Raw genomic sequence first — 19,729 nt, forward strand, 5'->3', positions numbered from 1 at the left:
GTGACGCTCCACCCCTGGCCCGTTTCCCGTCGGCGAAATCCCCTCTCGACGCGAGCTGCCGCGATCAGGATAGACCTGAGTCGGGACGGCTTCCAGCGCCCGTTTTGCCAGTCGGCAGGTAAGGTACGATGCGGACAATTGCATTTCTTGCAACCGCTTTGGCCGAGTGTTATCGATTTAGAATAATCTCATGAATCTCCTGCCGAAGGACGATCCCGTTGGCATCGCATGAGCATTCACTTGCCGGCGACGGCCGCGGTCTCTCCGCTGGCCTGCGGCTCGACGTGATCGCAGGCCTGACGGCCGCCGCCGTTGTCCTGCCCAAGGCGATGGCCTATGCCACGGTCGCGGGCCTGCCCGTCAGCGTCGGTCTCTACACCGCCTTCGTGCCGATGATCATCTATGCGCTTCTCGGCACCTCCCGCGTCCTGAGCGTTTCATCGACCACCACCCTTGCGATCCTTGCCGGCACGCAGCTCGGCCTTGCCGTCCCCGACGGCGATCCCGCCAAGCTCCTGACGGCAACCGCGACGCTGACCGCCCTGACCGGCGCGCTTCTCTTCCTCGCATCGCTGCTGCGCTTCGGCTTCGTCGCCAACTTCATCTCGTCGCCGGTGCTGATCGGCTTCAAGGCCGGCATCGGCCTCGTCATCGTGCTCGATCAGGTGCCGAAGCTGCTCGGCATCCACATCACCAAGGAAGGCTTCTTCCGCGATATCCTCAGCATCGTCGGCCACCTGTCCGAGACCTCGATGCTGACGCTCGCGATTGCAGCCGCGGCGCTTGTGGTGCTGCTGGCGGTGGAACGGCTCTGGCCGCATTCGCCGGCGCCGCTTCTGGCCGTGGCCGCTGCCATCGCGCTTTCCTGGTTTGCCGGGCTGCAGGCGCTCGGCGTCTCCACCGTCGGCTTCATCCCGCAATCGCTGCCGTCGCTGACGCTTCCGAGCCTCGGCCTCGTCCAGGAGCTGTTGCCGGGTGCGCTCGGCATCGCGTTGATGAGCTTCACCGAAACCATTGCCGCCGGCCGCGCCTTTGCCGCGCCGTCTGATCCGCCGATCCGGGCGAACCGGGAATTGCTGGCGACGGGGGCTGCGAATTTCGCCGGTGCATTCTTCGCCGCCATGAGCGCCGGCGGCGGTACGTCGCAGACCGCCGTGGTGCGGGCTGTCGGCGGCCACAGCCAGATGGCGTCGTTGGTCACCGCGGCAGCCGCGGCGGCGACCATGCTGGTGCTGGCGCCGCTGCTCGGTCTCCTGCCGCAGGCTGTCCTTGCGGCCATCGTCATCGTCTACTCGGTCGGGCTCATCAAGCCGGCGGATTTCCTCTCCTTCCGCAAGGTCCGGCTGATGGAGTTTCACTGGGCGCTGGCCGCCTTCCTCGGCGTGCTCTTCTTCGGCACGCTGCAGGGCATCATCGTCGCGATCGTGCTGTCCTTCATCGGACTCGCCCGCCAGGCGGCCTCAGCAAAGGTCTATGTCGTCGGGCGCAAGCGCGGAACCGATCGGCTGCGGCCGCTCTCGCCCGAGCACCCCGATGATGAGACCTTCGAGGGGTTGCTGATCATCCGGCCGGAGGGCCGGCTCTTCTTCGCCAATGCCCAGCAGGTGGCGGACCAGGCGCAGATGCTGGTCGCGCAGCAGAAGCCAAGGGTGCTCGTGCTTGACATGAGCCGGGTGATCGACATCGAATATTCGGCGCTTCAGATGATGATGGAGGGCGAGCGGCGCATCAGCGGGCAGGGCGTTACCGTCTGGCTGTCCGAACTGAACCCGGATGTGCTCGCCTATGTGCGCGCGCATCCGGCTTTGCCGACCAACTCGGCCCCGACCGCCTGTTCGTCAACACCCGCACGGCGCTGCAGCGTTATCTGGCCGGCACCGCGCCGGCCTAAGCAATTCCAGGAAAAGTGCGCAGCGGTTTTCCGTCCGGAATTGCGGAGCAGGAAAACCAATTCCAGGAAAAGTGCGCAGCGGTTTTCCGTCCGGAATTGCGCGACAGGAAGGCCAATTCCAGGAAAAGTGCGCAGCGGTCTTCCGCGCGAATTTGCGCTCTATTCCGCCATCATCTCGCCCGTTCCGCCGAAGGCCGGCGGGAAGTCGCGATATTTCGGCAGGCCGTCCTTCATCGGCAGCACCGTTTCCTGATAGTTGACGTGCAGCATCGGCTTGAAGGCCAGCGACGGGATTGCCGCGGCAAAGACGTCGGTGACACCCCAGAGCGGATGCTCGGTCATGAGATGCCCGCCGCAGGCCTTGCACCATTTGCGTACGCTCGTCGCGGTCTTCTGGTAGCCGACGAGATTGTCCACACCCTTGACGATCTTGACCTTTTCCGGTGGCCAGAGCGTGAAGGCGTTGACCGGACCTGCCGACCAGCTGCGGCAGGAACTGCAATGGCAATAGCCCATGGCGGCCGGATCGCCGCTCACTTCGATCTCGACTGCGCCGCAGAAGCACTTTCCGTTGAGGCTGCCGTTTCCTGCCATGACTTTCTCCTTTCGGCTCTTGTCACCCGGAAATCTGGCTCTAGCGGATCACCGGCGTGAACCCTGACTGAGGGTCTCACTCTGAGCCCTGAGGTCAACGCCTCCTTTCGAGCTAGTTGCATTGCCGCCGGTTTCGGAAATAAAAGATGAGTACAATACTCATATTTGTTGTGTGTGCTGCGAGGACGCGCTAATGAACGCCGGCGCTGCCTCGTGCGCGCCGCGCCATGTCTCTCATCTTTGCTCTGCCGACGGCTCCGGATCGGCCTTGAAAATTGTCATGCCAGAGAAATCAGCTTCGCATTTGATGCTCGACGACGCGATCGTGGCCTACTACGACGAGCTCTGCGCGATGACGCGGCGACGTGGTCACCAGGCGGCAACCGCAAACGAGGTCGTGCACGAGCTTTATGTCCGGCTGGTCGATCGGCGCACGCCGCTTGAGGGCAAGTCTTCGCTGAGGGCGTTTCTGCGCCGCGCCTGCGCCAATCTCGGCATCGACCGGCTGCGGCGCGACCGTTTCGAGCTCAAGCTCTTCTCCGGCAGCGAAGAAGACGCGCTGGCGGTCGCCAGCGATATCGCCGCACCCGACGCCAACATCGATCTTCCCCGGCGGCTGACGATCCTGAAGAGGGCGATCATGGAGATGTCGCTGCAGCGGCGGCGCGTCTTTCTCGCAAGCCGCATCGGCAACCTCACCTCGGACGAAATCGCCATGCGCACAGGGATCAGCCGCAACATGGTCGACCGGCATCTGCGCAAGGCCTATCTGCATTGCCTCGACCGGTTGGAGGAGGTGTTGTGACGGCGCGCGACAGGAGGATGCGCGAGCAGGCGGTGGATTGGCTGGTCCGCCTGACGGGCGATCCCGGCGATGAAGCGTTGCGGCTCGCCTTCGAACGCTGGCGGGCGGAGGATCCTGCCCATGCCGAGATTTTTGCCCGCGCCCAAAGGGCGATCGGCGACGCATCGCTCTTGATCCGGCGCGAACCGGAATTTGCCCAAAAGGCTGTGACAGCGACCGGGACGCGGCGAAAAACCGTTACCGCGCTCGCGGCCGTCGTAACCATCGGCGCCTGCCTCTTTCTTGCGCTCGACGGCCCCATGTGGGTGCGGGCGGACGTCATCGCGGGCAAGGGCGAACGGCCGATCCTTGCGCTTGAGGATGGCTCGACCTTGCAGCTCAACGCCCAGTCGGCCGTCGCCTATCAGTTCAATTCCGCCGAGCGGCGGATCGTACTGCTGCGTGGCGAGGCCTTCGTCCAGGTCGCAGCCGACAGCAGCCGACCCTTTGTCGTCGAGGCTGGAGGCGGCACGACGACCGCACTGGGCACTGCATTCGACGTCAATCTTACCGACGACGGCACCAGCGTCACCGTGATCGAACACGCGGTATCGGTCGCGACCGACGCGGCGATGCTGCCGCGCCGCATCGCGGTCAACGAGCAGGTCCGCTACGACCATGACGGCCGGCTCGGCGATATCACCCCGATCGATCCGTTCGTGGCGGCAGCATGGCGACAGGGGCGCCTGGTCTTCGAGGAACGCACGATCGCCTCGGTCGTCGAGGAAATCGGGCGCTACGTTCCCGGCAAGATCCTGATCGCCGATGCCGGCGTCGGCGCCAGGCAGGTTTCCGGCAGCTTCGATCTCTCCGATCCTGTCGGCGCATTGCAAGGTCTTGCCGAAGCCTTCGACGTCAAGGTCACCCGGATTGGACCCTACGTCACGATCCTTCGCTAAAAAAATCGAGGACAGGTATCCCTGAACCGGCACCTCGTTCGTCCAGAAACCAGACCCCGGCCGTTTCGGCCATCTCTCTGTCTGGAACCATCATGCCATATTCGAATGCGACCGGCCGCCGCCGCCAATCCGGAATTTTCAACCTGCTGATGGCAGGCACCGTTTTTGCCCTCACCACGACTGTCGCGCTCGCGCAAGATGCGTTGCGGTACCCGGTCGACGTGCCCGCGGGCAAACTGACGACCGCCCTCAACCGCCTGGCCGCGCAGCTCAAGCTGCAGGTGGTGTTCGACAGTTCGGTCGCCTCAGGTGTCACCACGCCAGGCCTTTCCGGCGAGATGACGGCCGAAGAGGCGCTGGCGCGGCTGCTGAGCGGAACGGGTGTTCGCTATCGCTTCGTCGGCGGCTCGACGGTGAAGCTGATGGGTGCCGTGGAAGCCGCGCCGCCGGCAGACGGCGAAGGCACGAAGCTCGCACCCATCGTCGCCCGCGGCGACGCCAAGGACGGTGACCGTGCGCCGAACATCGCGGTTCTTGACGCCGAGGATATCGAAGAGGCACAGGCATCGAGCCTTCCGGAATTGCTGCAGAAGACGCCCGGCGTGTCGATGGGCGGTGGCGTGCGCCTCGAAGGACAGACGCTCGCCATTCGCGGTTTTGCCCGGCAGTCGGACGTTCGCATCATCCTCGACGGCGCGCCGAAGAACTTCGAGAAATACGATCAAGGCACCGTCTTCATCGAGCCCGAACTGCTCAAGCGCGTGGAGATCGAAAAAGGCGCGACGTCGGTGCGCTACGGCAATGGCGGCTTCGGCGGCACGGTGCTGATGGAAACCAAGGACGCGGCCGACATGCTCCGGCCGGGCGAAGAATGGGGCGTCTGGGCCAAGTCCGGTTTCCAGAGCGCCAACAAGCAGTTTCTCGAAACCGGCGCGCTCTACGGAAAGTCGGATTTCGGCGGCCCGATCACCTATGACGGCCTTCTGGCGGGCACGTGGCGCAAGAGCGACGACATGCGCGTCGGCGGCGGAGAGGTCTACAACTATTCCAACTCGAAGCTGACCTCCCTGCTTGCCAATGTCGGTGCCGTATATGACGGTCATGAGATCAGGGGCACGGTCGCCTACGGCCAGAACGACAACTGGGGACCCGTGGCCGCCATCCGCGGCCAGTCGGCGCCGTCGGACTACAACATCACCCGCTACGGCTACAAGGAAGCGATGCGCCGGCTGCTCACCTGGCGCGAAATCGAGGATTTCACCTCGACGCTCACCTACACCTACACCGGCGACAGCGACCTGGTGAACTACCGCATGATGGGAAGCTTCTCGTCGACCGGCCAGCATGCCAGGCGGCCCGACATTCCGGGGCTCAATCCCAGCGCATCCGTCGGCGGCTACGAAAACGACGCCACCTACACCGACATCAAGTTCGAAGCGGAGAACACCTCCAATTTCTCGCTCGGCGGCCTGTCGCACAGCCTGAACTATGGCATTCAGTACCTCGATCATGACCGTGATATCTGGATGTACGACATCGCCAACCGCACCCAGGCCCAGTACAACTACGGCTACTACGCCCCGTGGTTCATGCCGGAGGGCACGCAAAGGACCTTTGCCGCTTTCGTTCGCGACCGGATCGAACTGACCGACACGTTCACCGTGACGCCCGGCTTGCGCTATGACCATGTGCGTTCGAAGGGCGTGCCGAACGCGGCGCCGCGATTCAACAATCCGCTGGCCGGCCACGACTATTCCGCAGTCTCCCACCAGGGCGTGACGCCGGCGATCAGCCTGGCATGGGAAGCGACGCCGTCGGTGCGGTTCTTCGCCGACTGGGCCTATGCGATGCGCGTGCCCAACATCGACGAACTCTATTCGACCCAGAGCGCTCTCACCAAGGCGTCCGGCACCAGCCGCGGCCTGGAGGTCGAGCGCAACAGTACCTTCAACATCGGCGTCGACTTCAGCTTCAACGACGTGCTGACGACCGACGACATGCTGTCGACGCGCATCTCGGTCTACAATAACCACGTCTCAAACCCGGTAACGCGCCGGTTCGGCACGGCCAACCTCGCCGACGTTACCGGCAACGTGCCGTTCTACTGGAACACGCCGTCCTACGATATCCGCGGTATCGAGTGGCAGGCGCATTACGAGACCGAGCGCCTGTTCGGCGATCTCGGCGTGTCCTGGATGACCGGCGAGCGGACCGGAGCGGTCAACAACGTCTGGGGGCCGGACACCTATATCAACGATCTGGCGCCCCTGACCGTGATCGCGACGGCCGGGATCAAGGTGCCGGACCGGGATCTCGCCTTCGGCTGGACGGGCACCTTCGTCGACGACCAGAACCGCACGCCCTACAACCAGGGTGGACAGACCTATGCGCGGCCCCCGAGCGCCGGCTATGCGGTGCATGGCCTGTTCCTCGACTGGACGCCGACATCGGGCTTCATGGAAGGCGGCGAAGTGCATCTCGCCGTCGACAACATCTTCGACAAATATTACGAGCCCTACCTCAGCGACGGGATCTCGGCGATGCCCGGCCGCAACTTCAAGATCGCGATCAGCCGCAAGTTCTGACCGTCACGGAGGCTCGACCGGTTCGCATGCGGGCCGGTCGAATTTCTTCGTACGTCCCTCCACGCAGCAGTGGCGCTTGATTGCGAGGCTCCGCCCGGCTCTGTGTGTAAAGTTGCGCACAATCGCGTATGAGCTTGCCAATCCTTGCTTGACAGTCGTCGATTGCCCGTATCTTAATCATGCTCTCAGATTGAGCATGATCAATCCATTCACATGACCTCGATGGTCGACGGGCAGTTTGGCCCCATGATGCCCCCATCTTCGATGGGCACGGCGTCGTGGGGTTTTTGGTTTTTGGCGGGTACATGAGCGGCGCGGTAAAGATCGGCATCCTCTATTCGACCACCGGACCCTACGGGACGATGGGCCGCGACTGTCGCGACGGCGCGGAACTGGCGATCGAGGAGATCGCGGCAAGCCATCCGGGCCGGATCGAACCGGTTTTCATCGATCCGGAAGCCAATATCGACCGCTATCTCGAAGGCGCCAGATCGCTGCTGCGCGACCACGGATGCCGCCACATCATCGGCACCATAACCTCGCTCGCCCGCAAGGAGGTCATTCCGCTCGTCGAAAAGCACGACGGCCTGCTCTGGTACATGTGCCCCTATGAGGGCTTCGAAGCCAACGACAACGTCATCTATACGGGCGGCTGCCCGAACCAGCATTTGCTGCCCTTGCTCGACTATCTGCTGCCGCGCTTCGGCAACCGGCCCTATCTGATCGGCGCCAACTATGTCTGGGGCTGGGAAATGAACCGCCTGGCGCGCGAGCTGGTGGAGGAGGCCGGCGGTGCCATCCTCGGCGAGCGCTATCTGCCGCTCGAGGAAACCGCGGTCGAGCGCATCGTTGCCGAAATCGAGCAGCGTCGGCCGAGCTTCATCCTCAACAACCTCGTCGGCCCTTCGAGCTACGCCTTCCATGCGGCGATCCGGACGCTGGCCGAACGCAATCCCGCCTTCCGCCCGGAAAATTGCCCGGTTGTCAGCTGCGACCTGCAGGAATGCGAGTTGACGGATATCGGCCTCGGGGTTGCGACCGGCCAGCTGTGCGCCGCTTCCTACTTCGACACGGTGGTCTCGCCCGACAATGCGGCCTTCAAGCTGCGCGTCGCCAGTCGCTTCGGACCCGGGCGGCGCATTTCCAGCCTGTTTGCCAGCGCCTATGCTTCCGTCAAGCTCTGCGCCGAGGCGATCATCGAGGCGGGCGCCGACGACCCCGCGACGATCACGCAGCTCGTTTCGGCCGCGCCGCATCAAAGCGTGCTTGGCCCGCTCAGGATCGATCCGCAGACCCACCATGCGGCGTTGCCGTTCCATCTCGGCCGCATCAGCGACGACGGCGGCTTCGACATCGTCACGTCGCTGCCGTCGATTGCCGCCGACCCCTATCTGACCGGCCAGCGCAAGCGCAAGGCGCCCCAATTGCGGATCGTCTCATGAGGGAAACACCGAACTTCACCGGCTGGCGTGCGGCGATCCTGCACCGCGAAGACCAGACGACGGAGCGGCTCGTGCGACAGCTCAAGCTCTTCGGCTTCGACGTCACCGTGCAATGGCAGCCGCTTGATGCGCGCGACCTGCCCCACATCATCCTCGTCGACGCCGACCAGGGTTGGAGCGGGCTGTTGCCCTGGAAGGACGAACAGGCGCCGCGGCCACTGATCGCCCTGCTCGGCTCGGAAGCGCCGGGCCGAGTCGCCTGGGCGATGGGGCAGGGGGCTGCGGCCATCATCGCCAAACCCGTCGCCTCGTCGGCGGTCTATCCGGCACTGGTCATGGCCGTCGGCATCCACCAGGAACGCCGGGCCGTTGCCGACAAGGTCGCCCATCTTGAAGAACGCGTGCGCATGCGCCCGCTCGTTCATGCCGCCGTACAGAAGATCGGCCAGGCCTGCCATGTCGACGAGGAGCGCGCCTACGGCATCCTGCGCAATTGCGCGATGAAGAAGCGCCTGTCGATGGAGCAGGTCGCCGGTTCCATCCTCGGCGGTGCCGAGCCGCTGCCGGAGGCCGGTTGATGCAGGTTCTGAAATCCATGCTCAGGCAGCCGGCAGCGCTGTTCGGTCTCGTCGTCGTGGCGCTTGTCGTCCTGCTCGCTTTGGCCGCGCCGCTGATTGCGCCCTATAGCCCGGACGAGCAGATGTTCGACGGGCTGACGCTCGAGGGCGCGCCGCTGCCGCCGAGCGCGCAGTTCCTGCTCGGTACCGACACGCTCGGCCGCGATCTCTTTTCGCGCCTGCTCTACGGCGCCCGAACCTCGCTCGTCATCGGCCTCGTTGCCAACGGCGTCGCCGTCTCGATCGGTCTCATGATCGGCATTCTTTCGGGCTACATGCGGGGTCTGGTCGGCAATGCGCTGATGCGCTTTACCGATCTGATGATGGCGTTCCCGGCGCTGCTGCTGGCGATCGTTCTTGCGGCCCTGCTTCGCCCGAGCCTCTGGATCGTTGCCATGGTGATCGCGCTGGTCAATTGGGTCCAGGTCGCCCGCATCGTCTATACTGAGACCCGCGGCCTCGTCGAACGCGACTTCATCCTCGCCGAGCGCTCGCTCGGTGCCGGACACGGCCGCATTCTCTTTCACCACATCCTGCCGCATCTGGTGCCGACGGCGATCGTTTGGGGCACGCTCGGGATCGCGACGACGGTGCTGCTCGAAGCGACGCTCTCCTTCCTCGGTATCGGCGTGCAGCCGCCGACGCCCTCCTGGGGCAACATCATCTTCGAAAGCCAGAGCTACTTTCAGGCTGCCCCCTGGCTGGTCTTCATCCCCGGCGCCGTCATCCTCTTGACCGCGCTCTCCTTCAACCTGGTTGGTGATGCCCTTCGCGATATCCTCGACCCGACACAGCGCGGGAGGGGTTGAGATGGCATTTCTCCTGCTGCGCCGTCTCGTCCAGACCGCGCTCATCCTGCTCGGCGTTGCCGCGATCACCTTCCTGCTGCTCTACGCGCTTCCGGCCGATCCGGCCCGCATGATCGCCGGGCGCAGCGCCACGGCGCAGACGGTCGCCAATATCCGCCGCGAACTCGGGCTCGACCAGCCGCTGCTCGTGCAGTTCTGGAGCTATCTGCAGGGGCTGGTGCAGGGCGACCTCGGCCGCTCCTATGCGCAGAAGACCGATGTCGGCACGCTGATCGCGGCGCGCCTGCCGGCAACGCTGATCCTGATGGCGGCTGGCATCTTCGTCGAAGTCCTGCTTGGGGTGTTTCTCGGTGTCGTCGCGGCCATCCGGCGCGGCAGTTTCGTCGATCGGCTGGTGATGATGGCGTCCTTCGTCGGTGTCTCGGCGCCGCAATTCGTCGCTGCGCTGCTGCTGCTCTATGTCTTCGCGGTCACGCTCGCCTGGTTCCCGATGAGCGGCTTCGGCAGCTTCGCCCATGTGGTCCTGCCGGCCCTGACGCTCGGCATTCTCGGCGCTGGCTGGTATGCACGCATGGTGCGCTCGGCGATGATCGATGTCTTGAACCAGGACTATGTGCGCACCGCACGCGCCAAGGGTCTATCGTCGTTCCGCGTCATCTTTCGCCATGCGCTGCCGAACGCGCTTCTGCCCGTCATCGCCATGATCGGCATCGATATCGGCCAGTTCATGAGCGGGGTCGTCGTCGTCGAGGCCGTCTATGGCTGGCCGGGCATCGGACAGCTCGCCTGGCAGGCGATCCAGCAGGTCGACATTCCGATCATCATGGGGGTGACGCTCGTCTCCGCGCTGGCGATCGTACTCGGCAATCTCCTTGCCGACCTCGTCGCCCCACTCATCGATCCGCGCATCCGCGCCCGCTAATCCGAAACCAACCAAAAAGGGGAACAACAATGTTCAAAAGCTGGCTTCGTACTTCAACCGTCGCTGCGGCACTGCTCGCAGCACCGCTCTCGGCCCTCGCACAGGACGCGCCGAAACAGGGTGGCGACATCGTCATCACCTACAAGGACGATATCGCCACGCTCGATCCCGCCATCGGCTACGACTGGGTCAACTGGTCGATGATCAAGAGCCTGTTCTCGCGCCTGATGGACTATAAGCCGGGCACCACAGAGCTGGTGCCGTCGCTCGCCGAAACCTTCGAGGTCGCGCCGGATGGCCTGACCTATACGTTCAAGCTGCGCAAGGGCGTGAAATTCACCAACGGACGCGAGATCGTCGCCTCGGACGTGAAGTATTCGATCGAACGCGCGGTCGATCCCAAGACCCAAGGTCCGGGCGCCGGCTTCTTCGGCGCGATCAAGGGCTTCGACGACCTGTCGGGCGGAAAGGCGGCAACGCTGGAAGGCATCGAAGCGCCGGATGATCAGACCGTTGTCTTCCACCTGTCGCGTCCGGACGCGACCTTCCTGCACGTGCTCGCCGTCAACTTCGCCTCGGTCGTGCCGAAGGAAGCGGTCGAAGCCGCCGCCGGCGACTTCGGCAAGAAGCCGGTCGGTTCCGGCACCTTCATCCTCAAGGATTGGACCGTCGGCCAGAGCCTGACCTTCGAGCGCAACCCCGACTATTTCGTCAAGGACATGCCGCGCATCGACAAGTTCACGGTCGAGGTTGGCCAGGAGCCGCTGGTGGCATTGCTGCGCCTGCAGAAGGGCGAGGTCGACATTGCCGGTGACGGCATCCCGCCGGCCAAATTCCTCGAAATCAAGAACTCGCCGGAGGGCGCGGAGATCATCGTCGACGGACAGCAGTTGCATACCGGCTATGTCACGCTCAACACCAAGGTGAAGCCCTTCGACGACGTCAAGGTTCGCCAGGCCGTCAACATGGCGATCAACAAGGAGCGTATCACCCGCATCCTCAATGGTCGCGCGACGCCCGCCAACCAGCCGCTGCCGCCGCTGATGCCGGGTTACGACAAGGCGTTCACCGGCTATGGCTATGACGTCGAGAAAGCGAAGGCCCTGCTTGCCGAAGCCGGGCATGCCGATGGCTTCGAGACGGTGCTCTATTCGACCAACACCGACCCGCAGCCGCGCATCGCCCAGGCGATCCAGCAGGATCTGGCCGCCATCGGCATCAAGGCGGAAGTTCGGGCGCTCGCCCAGGCCAACGTCATCGCCGCTGGCGGCACGGAAGGCGAGGCGCCGATGATCTGGTCGGGCGGCATGGCCTGGATCGCCGACTTCCCGGATCCGTCCAACTTCTATGGCCCGATCCTCGGCTGCTCCGGTGCGGTCCAGGGCGGCTGGAACTGGTCGTGGTACTGCAACGAGGCGCTCGACAAGCGTGCGGTCGCAGCCGACTCCATGTCCGATCCGGCAAAGGCTGCCGAACGCCAGGCGGAGTGGGGGAAGATCTTCACCGACATCATGGCCGATGCGCCCTGGGTTCCCGTCACCAACGAGCGCCGCGTCGTCGCCAAGTCGCCGCGCATGGGCGGCGAGGGCGAGATCTACGTCGATCCGACCCGGGTCATCAACTACGACGCCATCTTCGTGAAGCAATAAGCGGCGGGCTCCCCGGGACGCGTTTTCGGGGAGCCTTTCTTACGTTTGGGAGAGAGTCCATGTGCGTTGCCTGCACACACACCATCCATCGCGCCAAGCACCATTTCGGCTGGAACCGCGACTTCAAGCCGACGCTGATCGCCAAGCCCGGTGAGACCATCCATTTCGAATGCCTCGATTCCTCCGGCGGCCAGCTTGGCGCCGGCTCGACGCTGGAGACTTTGGCCTCGCTCGATTTCGACAGGATTAACCCGGTGACGGGTCCTGTTTATGTCGAGGGCGCAAAACCCGGCGACGCACTGAAAGTGACGATCCGCCGCTTCGTTCCCTCGGGTGTAGGCTGGACGGCCAATATTCCGGGCTTCGGCCTGCTCGCCGATCAGTTCACCGATCCGGCGCTGCACATGTGGTCCTATGATGCCAACACCATGGCGCCGGCGCTCTATGGGCCGGGCGGGCGCGTGCCGCTGAAGCCGTTTGCCGGCACGATCGGCGTGGCACCGGCAGAACCCGGCCTGCATTCCGTCGTGCCGCCGCGCCGGGTCGGCGGCAATCTCGACATTCGCGATCTGACATCGGGCGTCACGCTCTATCTGCCCGTCGAGGTCGAGGGCGCGCTGTTCTCGATCGGCGACACGCACGCGGCGCAGGGCGATGGCGAGGTCTGCGGCACGGCGATCGAAAGCCAGATGGAGGTGGAAGCCACGATCGAGCTCGTCAAGGACGCGCGTCTCGCAAGCCCCCGCTTCACAACGCCGGGTCCGGTGACCCGTCATCTGGATGCCGCCGGCTATGAGGTGACAACCGGCATCGGCCCGGATCTGATGACCGGCGCGCGCGAAAGCCTGATGCGCATGATCGACCTGCTTGGCGCCGAACACGGCTTGAGCCCGGTCGATGCCTATCTGCTCTGCTCGGTCTGCGGCGATCTCAGGATCAGCGAAATCGTCGACCAGCCGAACTGGGTCGTTTCCTTCTACTTCCCGAGGATCGTCTTTTCGTGACAACGGCAGTACCCGTGCTCGGCATCGATGGCCTCTGCGTCGATGCACTGACGCCGCAAGGACCGCGAAGGGTCCTTGATGCGGTCAGCTTCAACCTCATGAGCGGCGAGACGCTGTGCATTGCCGGCGAGAGCGGCTCGGGCAAATCCGTGACGTCGCTTGCCGTCATGGGGCTGCTACCGAAAGCCTCGCTCAGGATCGCCTCCGGCAGCATCAAGCTCGAAGGGCGCGAACTCTCGAAGCTCTCCAACAGCGCAATGCGCAGCGTGCGCGGCGGCGATGTCGCCATGGTCTTTCAGGAGCCGATGACATCGCTCAATCCGGTGATGTCGATCGGCGAGCAACTGACCGAGGCCATCCGCGAACATCAGGGATCCGAGGGAGGAACGGCGAGCGCCGTCGCCCTGCGCATGCTGGATGCGGTGCACATCACCGAGCCGGCGCGGCGCATGACGCAATTTCCGCACGAGCTTTCGGGCGGCATGCGGCAGCGGGTGATGATCGCAATGGCGCTCTCGTGCCGACCCAAGGTGCTGATCGCCGACGAGCCGACGACGGCGCTCGACGTCACCGTGCAGGCGCAGATCCTGACGCTGATGAAGGAGCTGAAGCGCGAATTCGGTGCCTCGATCGTACTCATCACGCATGACATGGGCGTGGTCGCGCAGATGGCGGACCGCGTGGTCATCATGCAGCAGGGCCGCATCGTCGAGCAGGGCGACGTGCTGCCGATCTTCCGCTCGCCGCGCGAGCGCTACACGCAGGAGCTATTGGCGGCCGTGCCGCGGCTCGGGGCGCATGCCGGCACCGACGGCCCACCGCGTATCGCCGCCGCGGCTGCGGCAGCGGTCCCGCGCACCGCAAGCCCGGTCCTCTCGGTGCGCGACCTTGCCGTCTTTTACGGCAAGAAACCGGGCGGCCTTCTGGGCGGAAAGAAACAGGCGGCCGCCGTCAGCGACGTTTCCTTCAACATCTTCCCCGGCGAAACGTTGGGGCTCGTCGGCGAAAGCGGATCGGGCAAGTCGACCACCGGCAAGGCAGTGCTCGGCCTCATTCCATTCGATGGCGATGTGGCGATCGACGGCCAGCAGATCGGCGCGCTGTCGCAGCGCCAGATGCGTCCGGTGCGCCGGTCCGCGCAGATGATCTTCCAGGATCCCTATGCCTCGCTCGATCCGCGCATGGCGGTGGGTGCTGCGATCGCCGAGCCGCTGCTCATCCATGGCATCGGCAATCGCAGCGAACGCACGGATCGCGTTGCCGACCTGTTGCGCCGTGTCGGCCTTGGGCCCGATGCCGCCAGCCGCTATCCGCACGAGTTCTCGGGTGGACAGCGCCAGCGCATCTGCATTGCCCGCGCGCTGGCGGTCAATCCGAAGGTGATCGTCGCGGACGAAAGCGTGGCCGCCCTCGACGTTTCTGTTCGGGCCCGCGTGCTCGACCTGATGCTCGAACTGCAGGAGACGATGGGCCTTGCCTATCTCTTCGTCTCGCACGACATGGCCGTGATCGAGCGGATGTCACACCATGTCGCCGTCATGCGCGGCGGCCGCATCGTCGAGATGGGAACGCGCCGCGCCGTGTTCGAGGATCCGCAGGACGCCTATACCCGGGCGCTGATGGCCGCGGTGCCGCTGCCGGACCCGCCGATGCGCAAAAGCGCCTAGAGCGATATCAGAAGAAGGTGGGTGCGGTTTTCGCCCGCATCCCGCTGCTGCTCGAAACAATCCGGCTCGCTCATTGCGCGAGGGCCTGCGGCAACACGATGCGGGCCGAGAGCCCAGCGCTCGGTCGATTGCGCAGTTCGAGTTCGGCGCCGGTGCGGTCAAGCGCCCGCTCGACGATGCTGAGGCCGAGCCCGCTGCCGGCGGCCGCCTTGAACCGGCCGCGGAAGAAGCGCTCGGTCACGCGCGGCATTTCCTCTTCGGGGATTCCGGGGCCCTCGTCGTCGATCGCGATCACCAGATACTGGTCCCGACGCTCGGCGTGGCAGCGAACCGTTGCGCCCGGTGGCGAATGGTTGACGGCATTTTCGAGCAGGTTGCGCGCAGCGAGCCGAAAGAGGTCAGGATCCATGTTGATGCGCAGACCGGACATCGCCGCGTCGATGACGACATCGGCGCGATGGGGCTGACCGGCAAGTTCGGTCCTGAGACTTGCCAGCATCTCGCCGACATCGAAGCCGGCTGCCGGCCTGGCGCTCTCGGTGGCTTCGACCGAGGCGATGTCGAGCAATTGCCGCACCAGCTTGCCGGTGCGGTCCACCCCGGCGACGATCTGTCCGAGCGCCTTTTCGCGGATTTCTCCGTCGTCGCTGGCGAGCGCCACCTGCGCCTGCGTCTTCAGGCCGGCGAGCGGCGTGCGCAGTTCGTGGGCGGCAAAGGCGATGAAATTCTGCTCGCGCTCGCGGGCGCCGGCGACACGGGCAAAAAGGCCGTTCAGCGACTTCAAGACTGGGCTGATCTCGCGCGTCGTGCCGGTGTCCTCGATCGCGTGCAGGTCGGAGGCTTCACGCGCGGCAAGGTCGCCGGCAAGCTTGCGCAGCGGCGCGAGGCCACGCCCGACACAGAGCCAGATCAAGACGGCCAGAAGCGGAATGATCAGCAGCGCCGGCAGCAGCAGCCCCTTGACCAGGTCGTTGACCAGCCGGTCGCGGATGCGCAGGTTGTCGCCAACGAGCACGCGCACGCCGAGGCTCGCATTCTCCACCGCAAAGACGCGCCAGGTCTCACCGTTGATGACCGTTTCGGAGAAGCCCATCGCATGGGGCGCAAGCGTCGTGTCGGGCGCGCTGTCCGATTTGCCGATCAGTGTTCCGTCCAGCGACCAGATCTGGCAGGAAAGCTGGCGGTCGTAATGCGGGTGCTCGAGCAGCGGGATCCGGATCGCGCTCTGCGCCGGGCGGCTGACGGGGGTATCGCCTTCCTCCTTCATCATGTCGGGGCTGACGATCAGCGAATTCACCATGCGCGCCGCCTCCATTAGCCGCGCGTCGAGCACGCGCTCCACTTCGGCGCGGGTGCTGAGGAAGATCCAGACGGTGGCCGACAGCCACAGAAGGCCCGTCGTGATCAGGAGGATGGCGAAAAGCCGGGCGCGCAGCGATTGCATCAGCCGGCTCCGCCCAGCCGGTAGCCGATGCCGCGGATGGTTTCGATCAGTCCCGGGCCGAGCTTGTTGCGCAGATGGTGGATGTGCACCTCGACGGCATTGCTTTCGATTTCCTCCTGCCAGCCGTAGAGTTTGTCCTCCAGCTTGGTCTTGGAGAAAATCACCCCCGGGTGCGCCATCAGCGTATGCAGGATGGAGTATTCGCGCCGCGACAGCTGCACCGGCTTGCCCGCCTGTTCCACCGATTGCTTGGCCGGATCGAGCCTGAGCGTCGACCATTCCAGCGCGGCGGTTGCCCGGCCGCTCGAGCGTCGCGCCAGCGCCCGAAGCCGGGCGGCGACCTCGTCGAGGTCGAAGGGTTTGCCGAGATAGTCGTCGGCACCGGTATCGAGGCCGGCGACGCGGTCGCGCACGGTGTCGCGTGCGGTCAACAGCAGCACCGGAATGTCGCTCTGCCTGGCGCGCAGGTCCCGCAGGATGTCGAGGCCGGAGCCGTCGGGCAGCATCAGGTCGAGCACGACCGCGTCGAAGCCGTTGGCGGCAAGCGCCGTCGCGGCCGCGTCGCAGGTGCCGACGGCATCGGTGGTGAAGCCCGCAAGCGCCAGGCCGACCTTCAGGCCGTCTCTAAGGATATCGTCGTCTTCGACGATCAGGACTCGCATCGCTTCTCCTAACATTTCTGAGAGCGTGATCCTTTAACCGCTCCCTTAAGGCAGCCTTAAGGTAGGACTTCCCTCTGAGGCGGCATTGCAACAATCGAATCGTTGAATGCCCGATATGACCGAAGCACACGAGCCTTCTTCTTCCACGGCCGATCACAAGACCGGCATCACCCTGACCCGCCGCAGCCTCGTCGTCGGCGTGGCCTCGCTGTTTGTCACCGGCTGCGCGACCGCCCGCCCGACGCCGGCGGTGGTGCCGGCAGCCGTAACGCCCGTCCGCCCGGCAGCCGGGCGCACGGTGCCGCCGATGTACTATGCAATGCCCGACGAGCAGTTTCCGATCCCCGAGGTGAAGATCGCCGAGGTCGATCCGAAGTTCTGGCGGCAGGAGGTGGACTATCCGACCAGCGAGCGGCCCGGTACGCTGATCGTCGATACGCCGGCGAAGTACCTCTATCACGTACTGCCGGGCGGCCGGGCGATGCGCTACGGCATCGGCGTCGGGCGCGAAGGCTTTGCCTGGTCGGGCCGGGCGATCGTCGCCTACAAGCGCAAATGGCCGCGCTGGACGCCGCCCGACGAGATGGTGGCGCGTCAGCCGAAGCTCGAACCCTACAGCATCGCCAATGGCGGCATGCCTCCGGGCATCAAGAACCCGCTCGGCGCCCGGGCGCTCTATATCCACAAGGACGGCAAGGACACGCTCTACCGCATCCATGGCAGTCCCGAGGCGTTTTCGATCGGCAAGGCGGTCTCTTCCGGCTGTATTCGTCTACTCAACCAGGATGTCGTCTACCTTCACGATCAAGTCCGCGACGGCAGCACCATTGTCGTCATTCCGGATCCGACCAAGGGCGACATGGCGATCGGTTAGGCGAGCGCAGGCGGCGAGCGCGGGAATTCTGCAACACTTCGAAGATGAGTCCCGCCTCGCGCAAGCGATCCACGCCAAAGAAAGATTTTCACCACATTTCGGTCACGGTTCGGCCCAACAGCCTTGGGCCTCCCCTCGGATCCTCCCAACCGAAATCTCCAACCCTGGAATGAATTAAAGTGTCGATGAATTTGTCCCGCCGGTCGCTGCTCGCGGTGGTCGCCAGCTCTGTTTTGAGCGCTTGCACGCAGATCCCGAAACCCGAACCGAAACCGAAGCTGATAGAGCCGATCGCCGGTGACGGCGGCTCGCCGGAGAAGGCGGCGGATGCGGCGGGCGTGCCGACGAAGACCTTCGACTATGCGAAGGTCTACGCCCCGGTGAAGGACGAAGGCTACGACGTTCCGGGCATCCAGTACACCGAGATCAAGTCACAGTTTCTGCGCCAGGAAGTGGCCTACGCCACCAACGAACCGCCCCATTCGATCGTCGTCGATACCAACACGATGTTCCTCTACTACGTGCTGCCGGGCGGCCGTGCGATCCGCTACGGCGTCGGTCTCGGCGCTGCCGGCCGCGCCTGGAAGGGACGCGCCGTGGTGCAGTGGAAGCGCAAATGGCCGCGCTGGACCGTGCCGGACGACATGGTCGCGCGCCAGCCCCATCTCAAGAAGTACGGCATCGATGCCGGCGGCATGGATCCGGGCCTCAAGAACCCGCTCGGCGCCCGCGCCATGTATATTTTCCAGAACGGCCAGGACACGCTCTACCGCATCCACGGCTCGCCGCAGTGGCGTTCGATCGGCAAGAATGCGTCGGCCGGGTGCGTGCGCATGCTGCAGCAGGATGCGATCGACCTCTATGATCGCGTCAGAGGCAAGACGCCGCTGCTCGTCCTGTAACGGGCGACACTCCGGCGGAATTTCATCGCCCTTGCCGGACGGATTGCCTCAGAGCGGCTGCGGAAGCGGCAGCCCGTCCGGTCCCATCAGCATATAGTCCGGCGACCGCCGCACCGGCTGGGAGTCCGGCAACGGTTGCCCATCCGGCAGGGGCTGCGCGTCCTGCATCGGCTGCGATTGCACCATGCCACCGCCCGAAAGGTCTGTGACGACGATCGGCGTGCCGTTCGGCACGCGGTTGTAGAGATCGACGACGTCCTGGTTGATCATGCGCACGCAGCCCGACGACACTGACTTGCCGATCGTCCACCATTCCGGCGAACCGTGAATGCGGTAGAGCGTGTCTTCGCCGTTCTGGAAGATGTACATGGCGCGGGCGCCGAGCGGGTTCTTGAGGCCGGGATCCATGCCGCCCGCCTCGATGCTGAATTGCTGCAGTTCGGGCTGGCGCGCCACCATCTCGTTCGGCGGCTTCCAGCGCGGCCATTCGCGCTTGTACTGGATGACGCCGCGGCCGGCCCAGGCGAAACCGGCGCGCCCGAGGCCGACGCCGTAGCGCATGGCCTGGCCGCCTTCATAGACGCGGTAGAGAAAGTGGCTGCCGACGTCGACGACCAGCGTTCCCGGCTTCTCTCCGGTCGGGTCGGCGACCATCTGGCGATAGAAGCGCGGATCGATCTTCTCGTAGGGAATGGCCGGCAGCGGGTAGGTCTCGTTCGGCTTCTCGCCGTACATGTCGGCCAGGAACGTATTGGTCTCGGGGACCGGTTCCGGCGCGTAGGAGCGCGTCACCGTGGGCCGCGGCGAGGCGCAGCCGGCGAGACCAGCGGCCGCCAACCCGGCGGAAAGCTGCAGGAAGGCGCGGCGGCGGATCTCTCTTTCGGGCATGGAATCCTCGATCGTCCTCTATTCGCTATCGGCGAT

Annotated in this window: 16 protein-coding genes and 1 pseudogene; 13 read left to right on the forward strand and 4 right to left on the reverse strand. The window is 64.9% G+C overall.

Annotated features, from left to right (window positions below; translation table 11 throughout):
* Nucleotides 1-329: 329 nt before the first annotated feature.
* Nucleotides 330-1,891: pseudogene (locus IB267_RS25185) on the forward strand (SulP family inorganic anion transporter).
* Nucleotides 1,892-2,050: 159 nt separating this feature from the next.
* On the opposite strand, the gene IB267_RS25190 reads toward IB267_RS25185, so the two are convergent.
* Entirely contained in the window at nucleotides 2,051-2,485 is a 435-nt protein-coding gene (locus IB267_RS25190) for a GFA family protein (RefSeq protein WP_192450150.1), read from the reverse strand.
* Nucleotides 2,486-2,765: 280 nt separating this feature from the next.
* On the opposite strand from IB267_RS25190, the gene IB267_RS25195 reads away from it, so the two are divergent.
* The 10 genes from IB267_RS25195 (at nucleotide 2,766) to IB267_RS25240 (ending at nucleotide 14,923) form a co-directional block, all read left to right on the forward strand.
* Nucleotides 2,766-3,290: an RNA polymerase sigma factor gene (locus IB267_RS25195; protein WP_192450151.1), complete on the forward strand. Its 525-nt coding sequence runs from the start codon at nucleotides 2,766-2,768 to the stop codon at nucleotides 3,288-3,290.
* Nucleotides 3,287-4,228: a FecR family protein gene (locus IB267_RS25200; protein WP_192450152.1), complete on the forward strand. Its 942-nt coding sequence runs from the start codon at nucleotides 3,287-3,289 to the stop codon at nucleotides 4,226-4,228. The genes IB267_RS25195 and IB267_RS25200 overlap by 4 nt, the downstream gene beginning before the upstream one ends.
* Nucleotides 4,229-4,320: 92 nt before the next feature.
* Nucleotides 4,321-6,813, forward strand: coding sequence for a TonB-dependent receptor (locus IB267_RS25205; protein WP_192450153.1), 2,493 nt, complete (start codon nucleotides 4,321-4,323; stop codon nucleotides 6,811-6,813).
* Nucleotides 6,814-7,118: 305 nt separating this feature from the next.
* Entirely contained in the window at nucleotides 7,119-8,255 is a 1,137-nt protein-coding gene (locus IB267_RS25210) for a transporter substrate-binding protein (protein ID WP_192450154.1), read from the forward strand.
* Nucleotides 8,252-8,833 (forward strand): ANTAR domain-containing response regulator, encoded by a 582-nt coding sequence (locus IB267_RS25215; RefSeq protein ID WP_192450155.1) that lies wholly within the window; start codon nucleotides 8,252-8,254, stop codon nucleotides 8,831-8,833. Before IB267_RS25210 ends, IB267_RS25215 begins: the two co-directional genes overlap by 4 nt.
* A complete protein-coding gene (locus IB267_RS25220; protein ID WP_192450156.1) occupies nucleotides 8,833-9,681 on the forward strand; it encodes an ABC transporter permease in 849 nt (282 codons plus the stop codon). The genes IB267_RS25215 and IB267_RS25220 overlap by 1 nt, the downstream gene beginning before the upstream one ends.
* Before the next feature lies 1 nt (nucleotide 9,682).
* The gene (locus IB267_RS25225) at nucleotides 9,683-10,603 is read left to right on the forward strand and encodes an ABC transporter permease (protein WP_192450157.1); all 921 of its coding nucleotides are present in this window, start codon (nucleotides 9,683-9,685) and stop codon (nucleotides 10,601-10,603) included.
* 29 nt (nucleotides 10,604-10,632) lie between these two features.
* Nucleotides 10,633-12,252 (forward strand): ABC transporter substrate-binding protein, encoded by a 1,620-nt coding sequence (locus IB267_RS25230; protein WP_192450158.1) that lies wholly within the window; start codon nucleotides 10,633-10,635, stop codon nucleotides 12,250-12,252.
* Between the two features lie 59 nt (nucleotides 12,253-12,311).
* Nucleotides 12,312-13,256 (forward strand): acetamidase/formamidase family protein, encoded by a 945-nt coding sequence (locus IB267_RS25235; RefSeq protein WP_192450159.1) that lies wholly within the window; start codon nucleotides 12,312-12,314, stop codon nucleotides 13,254-13,256.
* The gene (locus IB267_RS25240) at nucleotides 13,253-14,923 is read left to right on the forward strand and encodes an ABC transporter ATP-binding protein (protein WP_192450160.1); all 1,671 of its coding nucleotides are present in this window, start codon (nucleotides 13,253-13,255) and stop codon (nucleotides 14,921-14,923) included. Before IB267_RS25235 ends, IB267_RS25240 begins: the two co-directional genes overlap by 4 nt.
* Before the next feature lie 70 nt (nucleotides 14,924-14,993).
* Here IB267_RS25240 and IB267_RS25245 read toward each other — a convergent pair whose 3' ends face one another.
* The gene (locus IB267_RS25245; RefSeq protein WP_192450161.1) at nucleotides 14,994-16,367 is read right to left on the reverse strand and encodes an ATP-binding protein; all 1,374 of its coding nucleotides are present in this window, start codon (nucleotides 16,365-16,367) and stop codon (nucleotides 14,994-14,996) included.
* Nucleotides 16,367-17,029 (reverse strand): response regulator transcription factor, encoded by a 663-nt coding sequence (locus IB267_RS25250; RefSeq protein ID WP_192450162.1) that lies wholly within the window; start codon nucleotides 17,027-17,029, stop codon nucleotides 16,367-16,369. The genes IB267_RS25245 and IB267_RS25250 overlap by 1 nt, the downstream gene beginning before the upstream one ends.
* 115 nt (nucleotides 17,030-17,144) lie before the next feature.
* Between IB267_RS25250 and IB267_RS25255 the strand changes: the two genes are divergently transcribed.
* On the forward strand, nucleotides 17,145-17,903 hold the full coding sequence (locus IB267_RS25255; RefSeq protein ID WP_192450163.1) for a L,D-transpeptidase: 759 nt from the start codon (nucleotides 17,145-17,147) through the stop codon (nucleotides 17,901-17,903).
* A gap of 185 nt (nucleotides 17,904-18,088) precedes the next feature.
* The gene (locus IB267_RS25260) at nucleotides 18,089-18,805 is read left to right on the forward strand and encodes a L,D-transpeptidase (RefSeq protein WP_192450529.1); all 717 of its coding nucleotides are present in this window, start codon (nucleotides 18,089-18,091) and stop codon (nucleotides 18,803-18,805) included.
* Nucleotides 18,806-18,853: 48 nt separating this feature from the next.
* Here IB267_RS25260 and IB267_RS25265 read toward each other — a convergent pair whose 3' ends face one another.
* Nucleotides 18,854-19,693, reverse strand: coding sequence for a L,D-transpeptidase (locus tag IB267_RS25265; protein ID WP_192450164.1), 840 nt, complete (start codon nucleotides 19,691-19,693; stop codon nucleotides 18,854-18,856).
* Nucleotides 19,694-19,729: the final 36 nt, after the last annotated feature.

The sequence above is a fragment of the Ensifer sp. ENS09 genome, assembly GCF_014852425.1.
In the GTDB taxonomy this organism is placed as follows: Bacteria; Pseudomonadota; Alphaproteobacteria; order Rhizobiales; family Rhizobiaceae; genus Ensifer.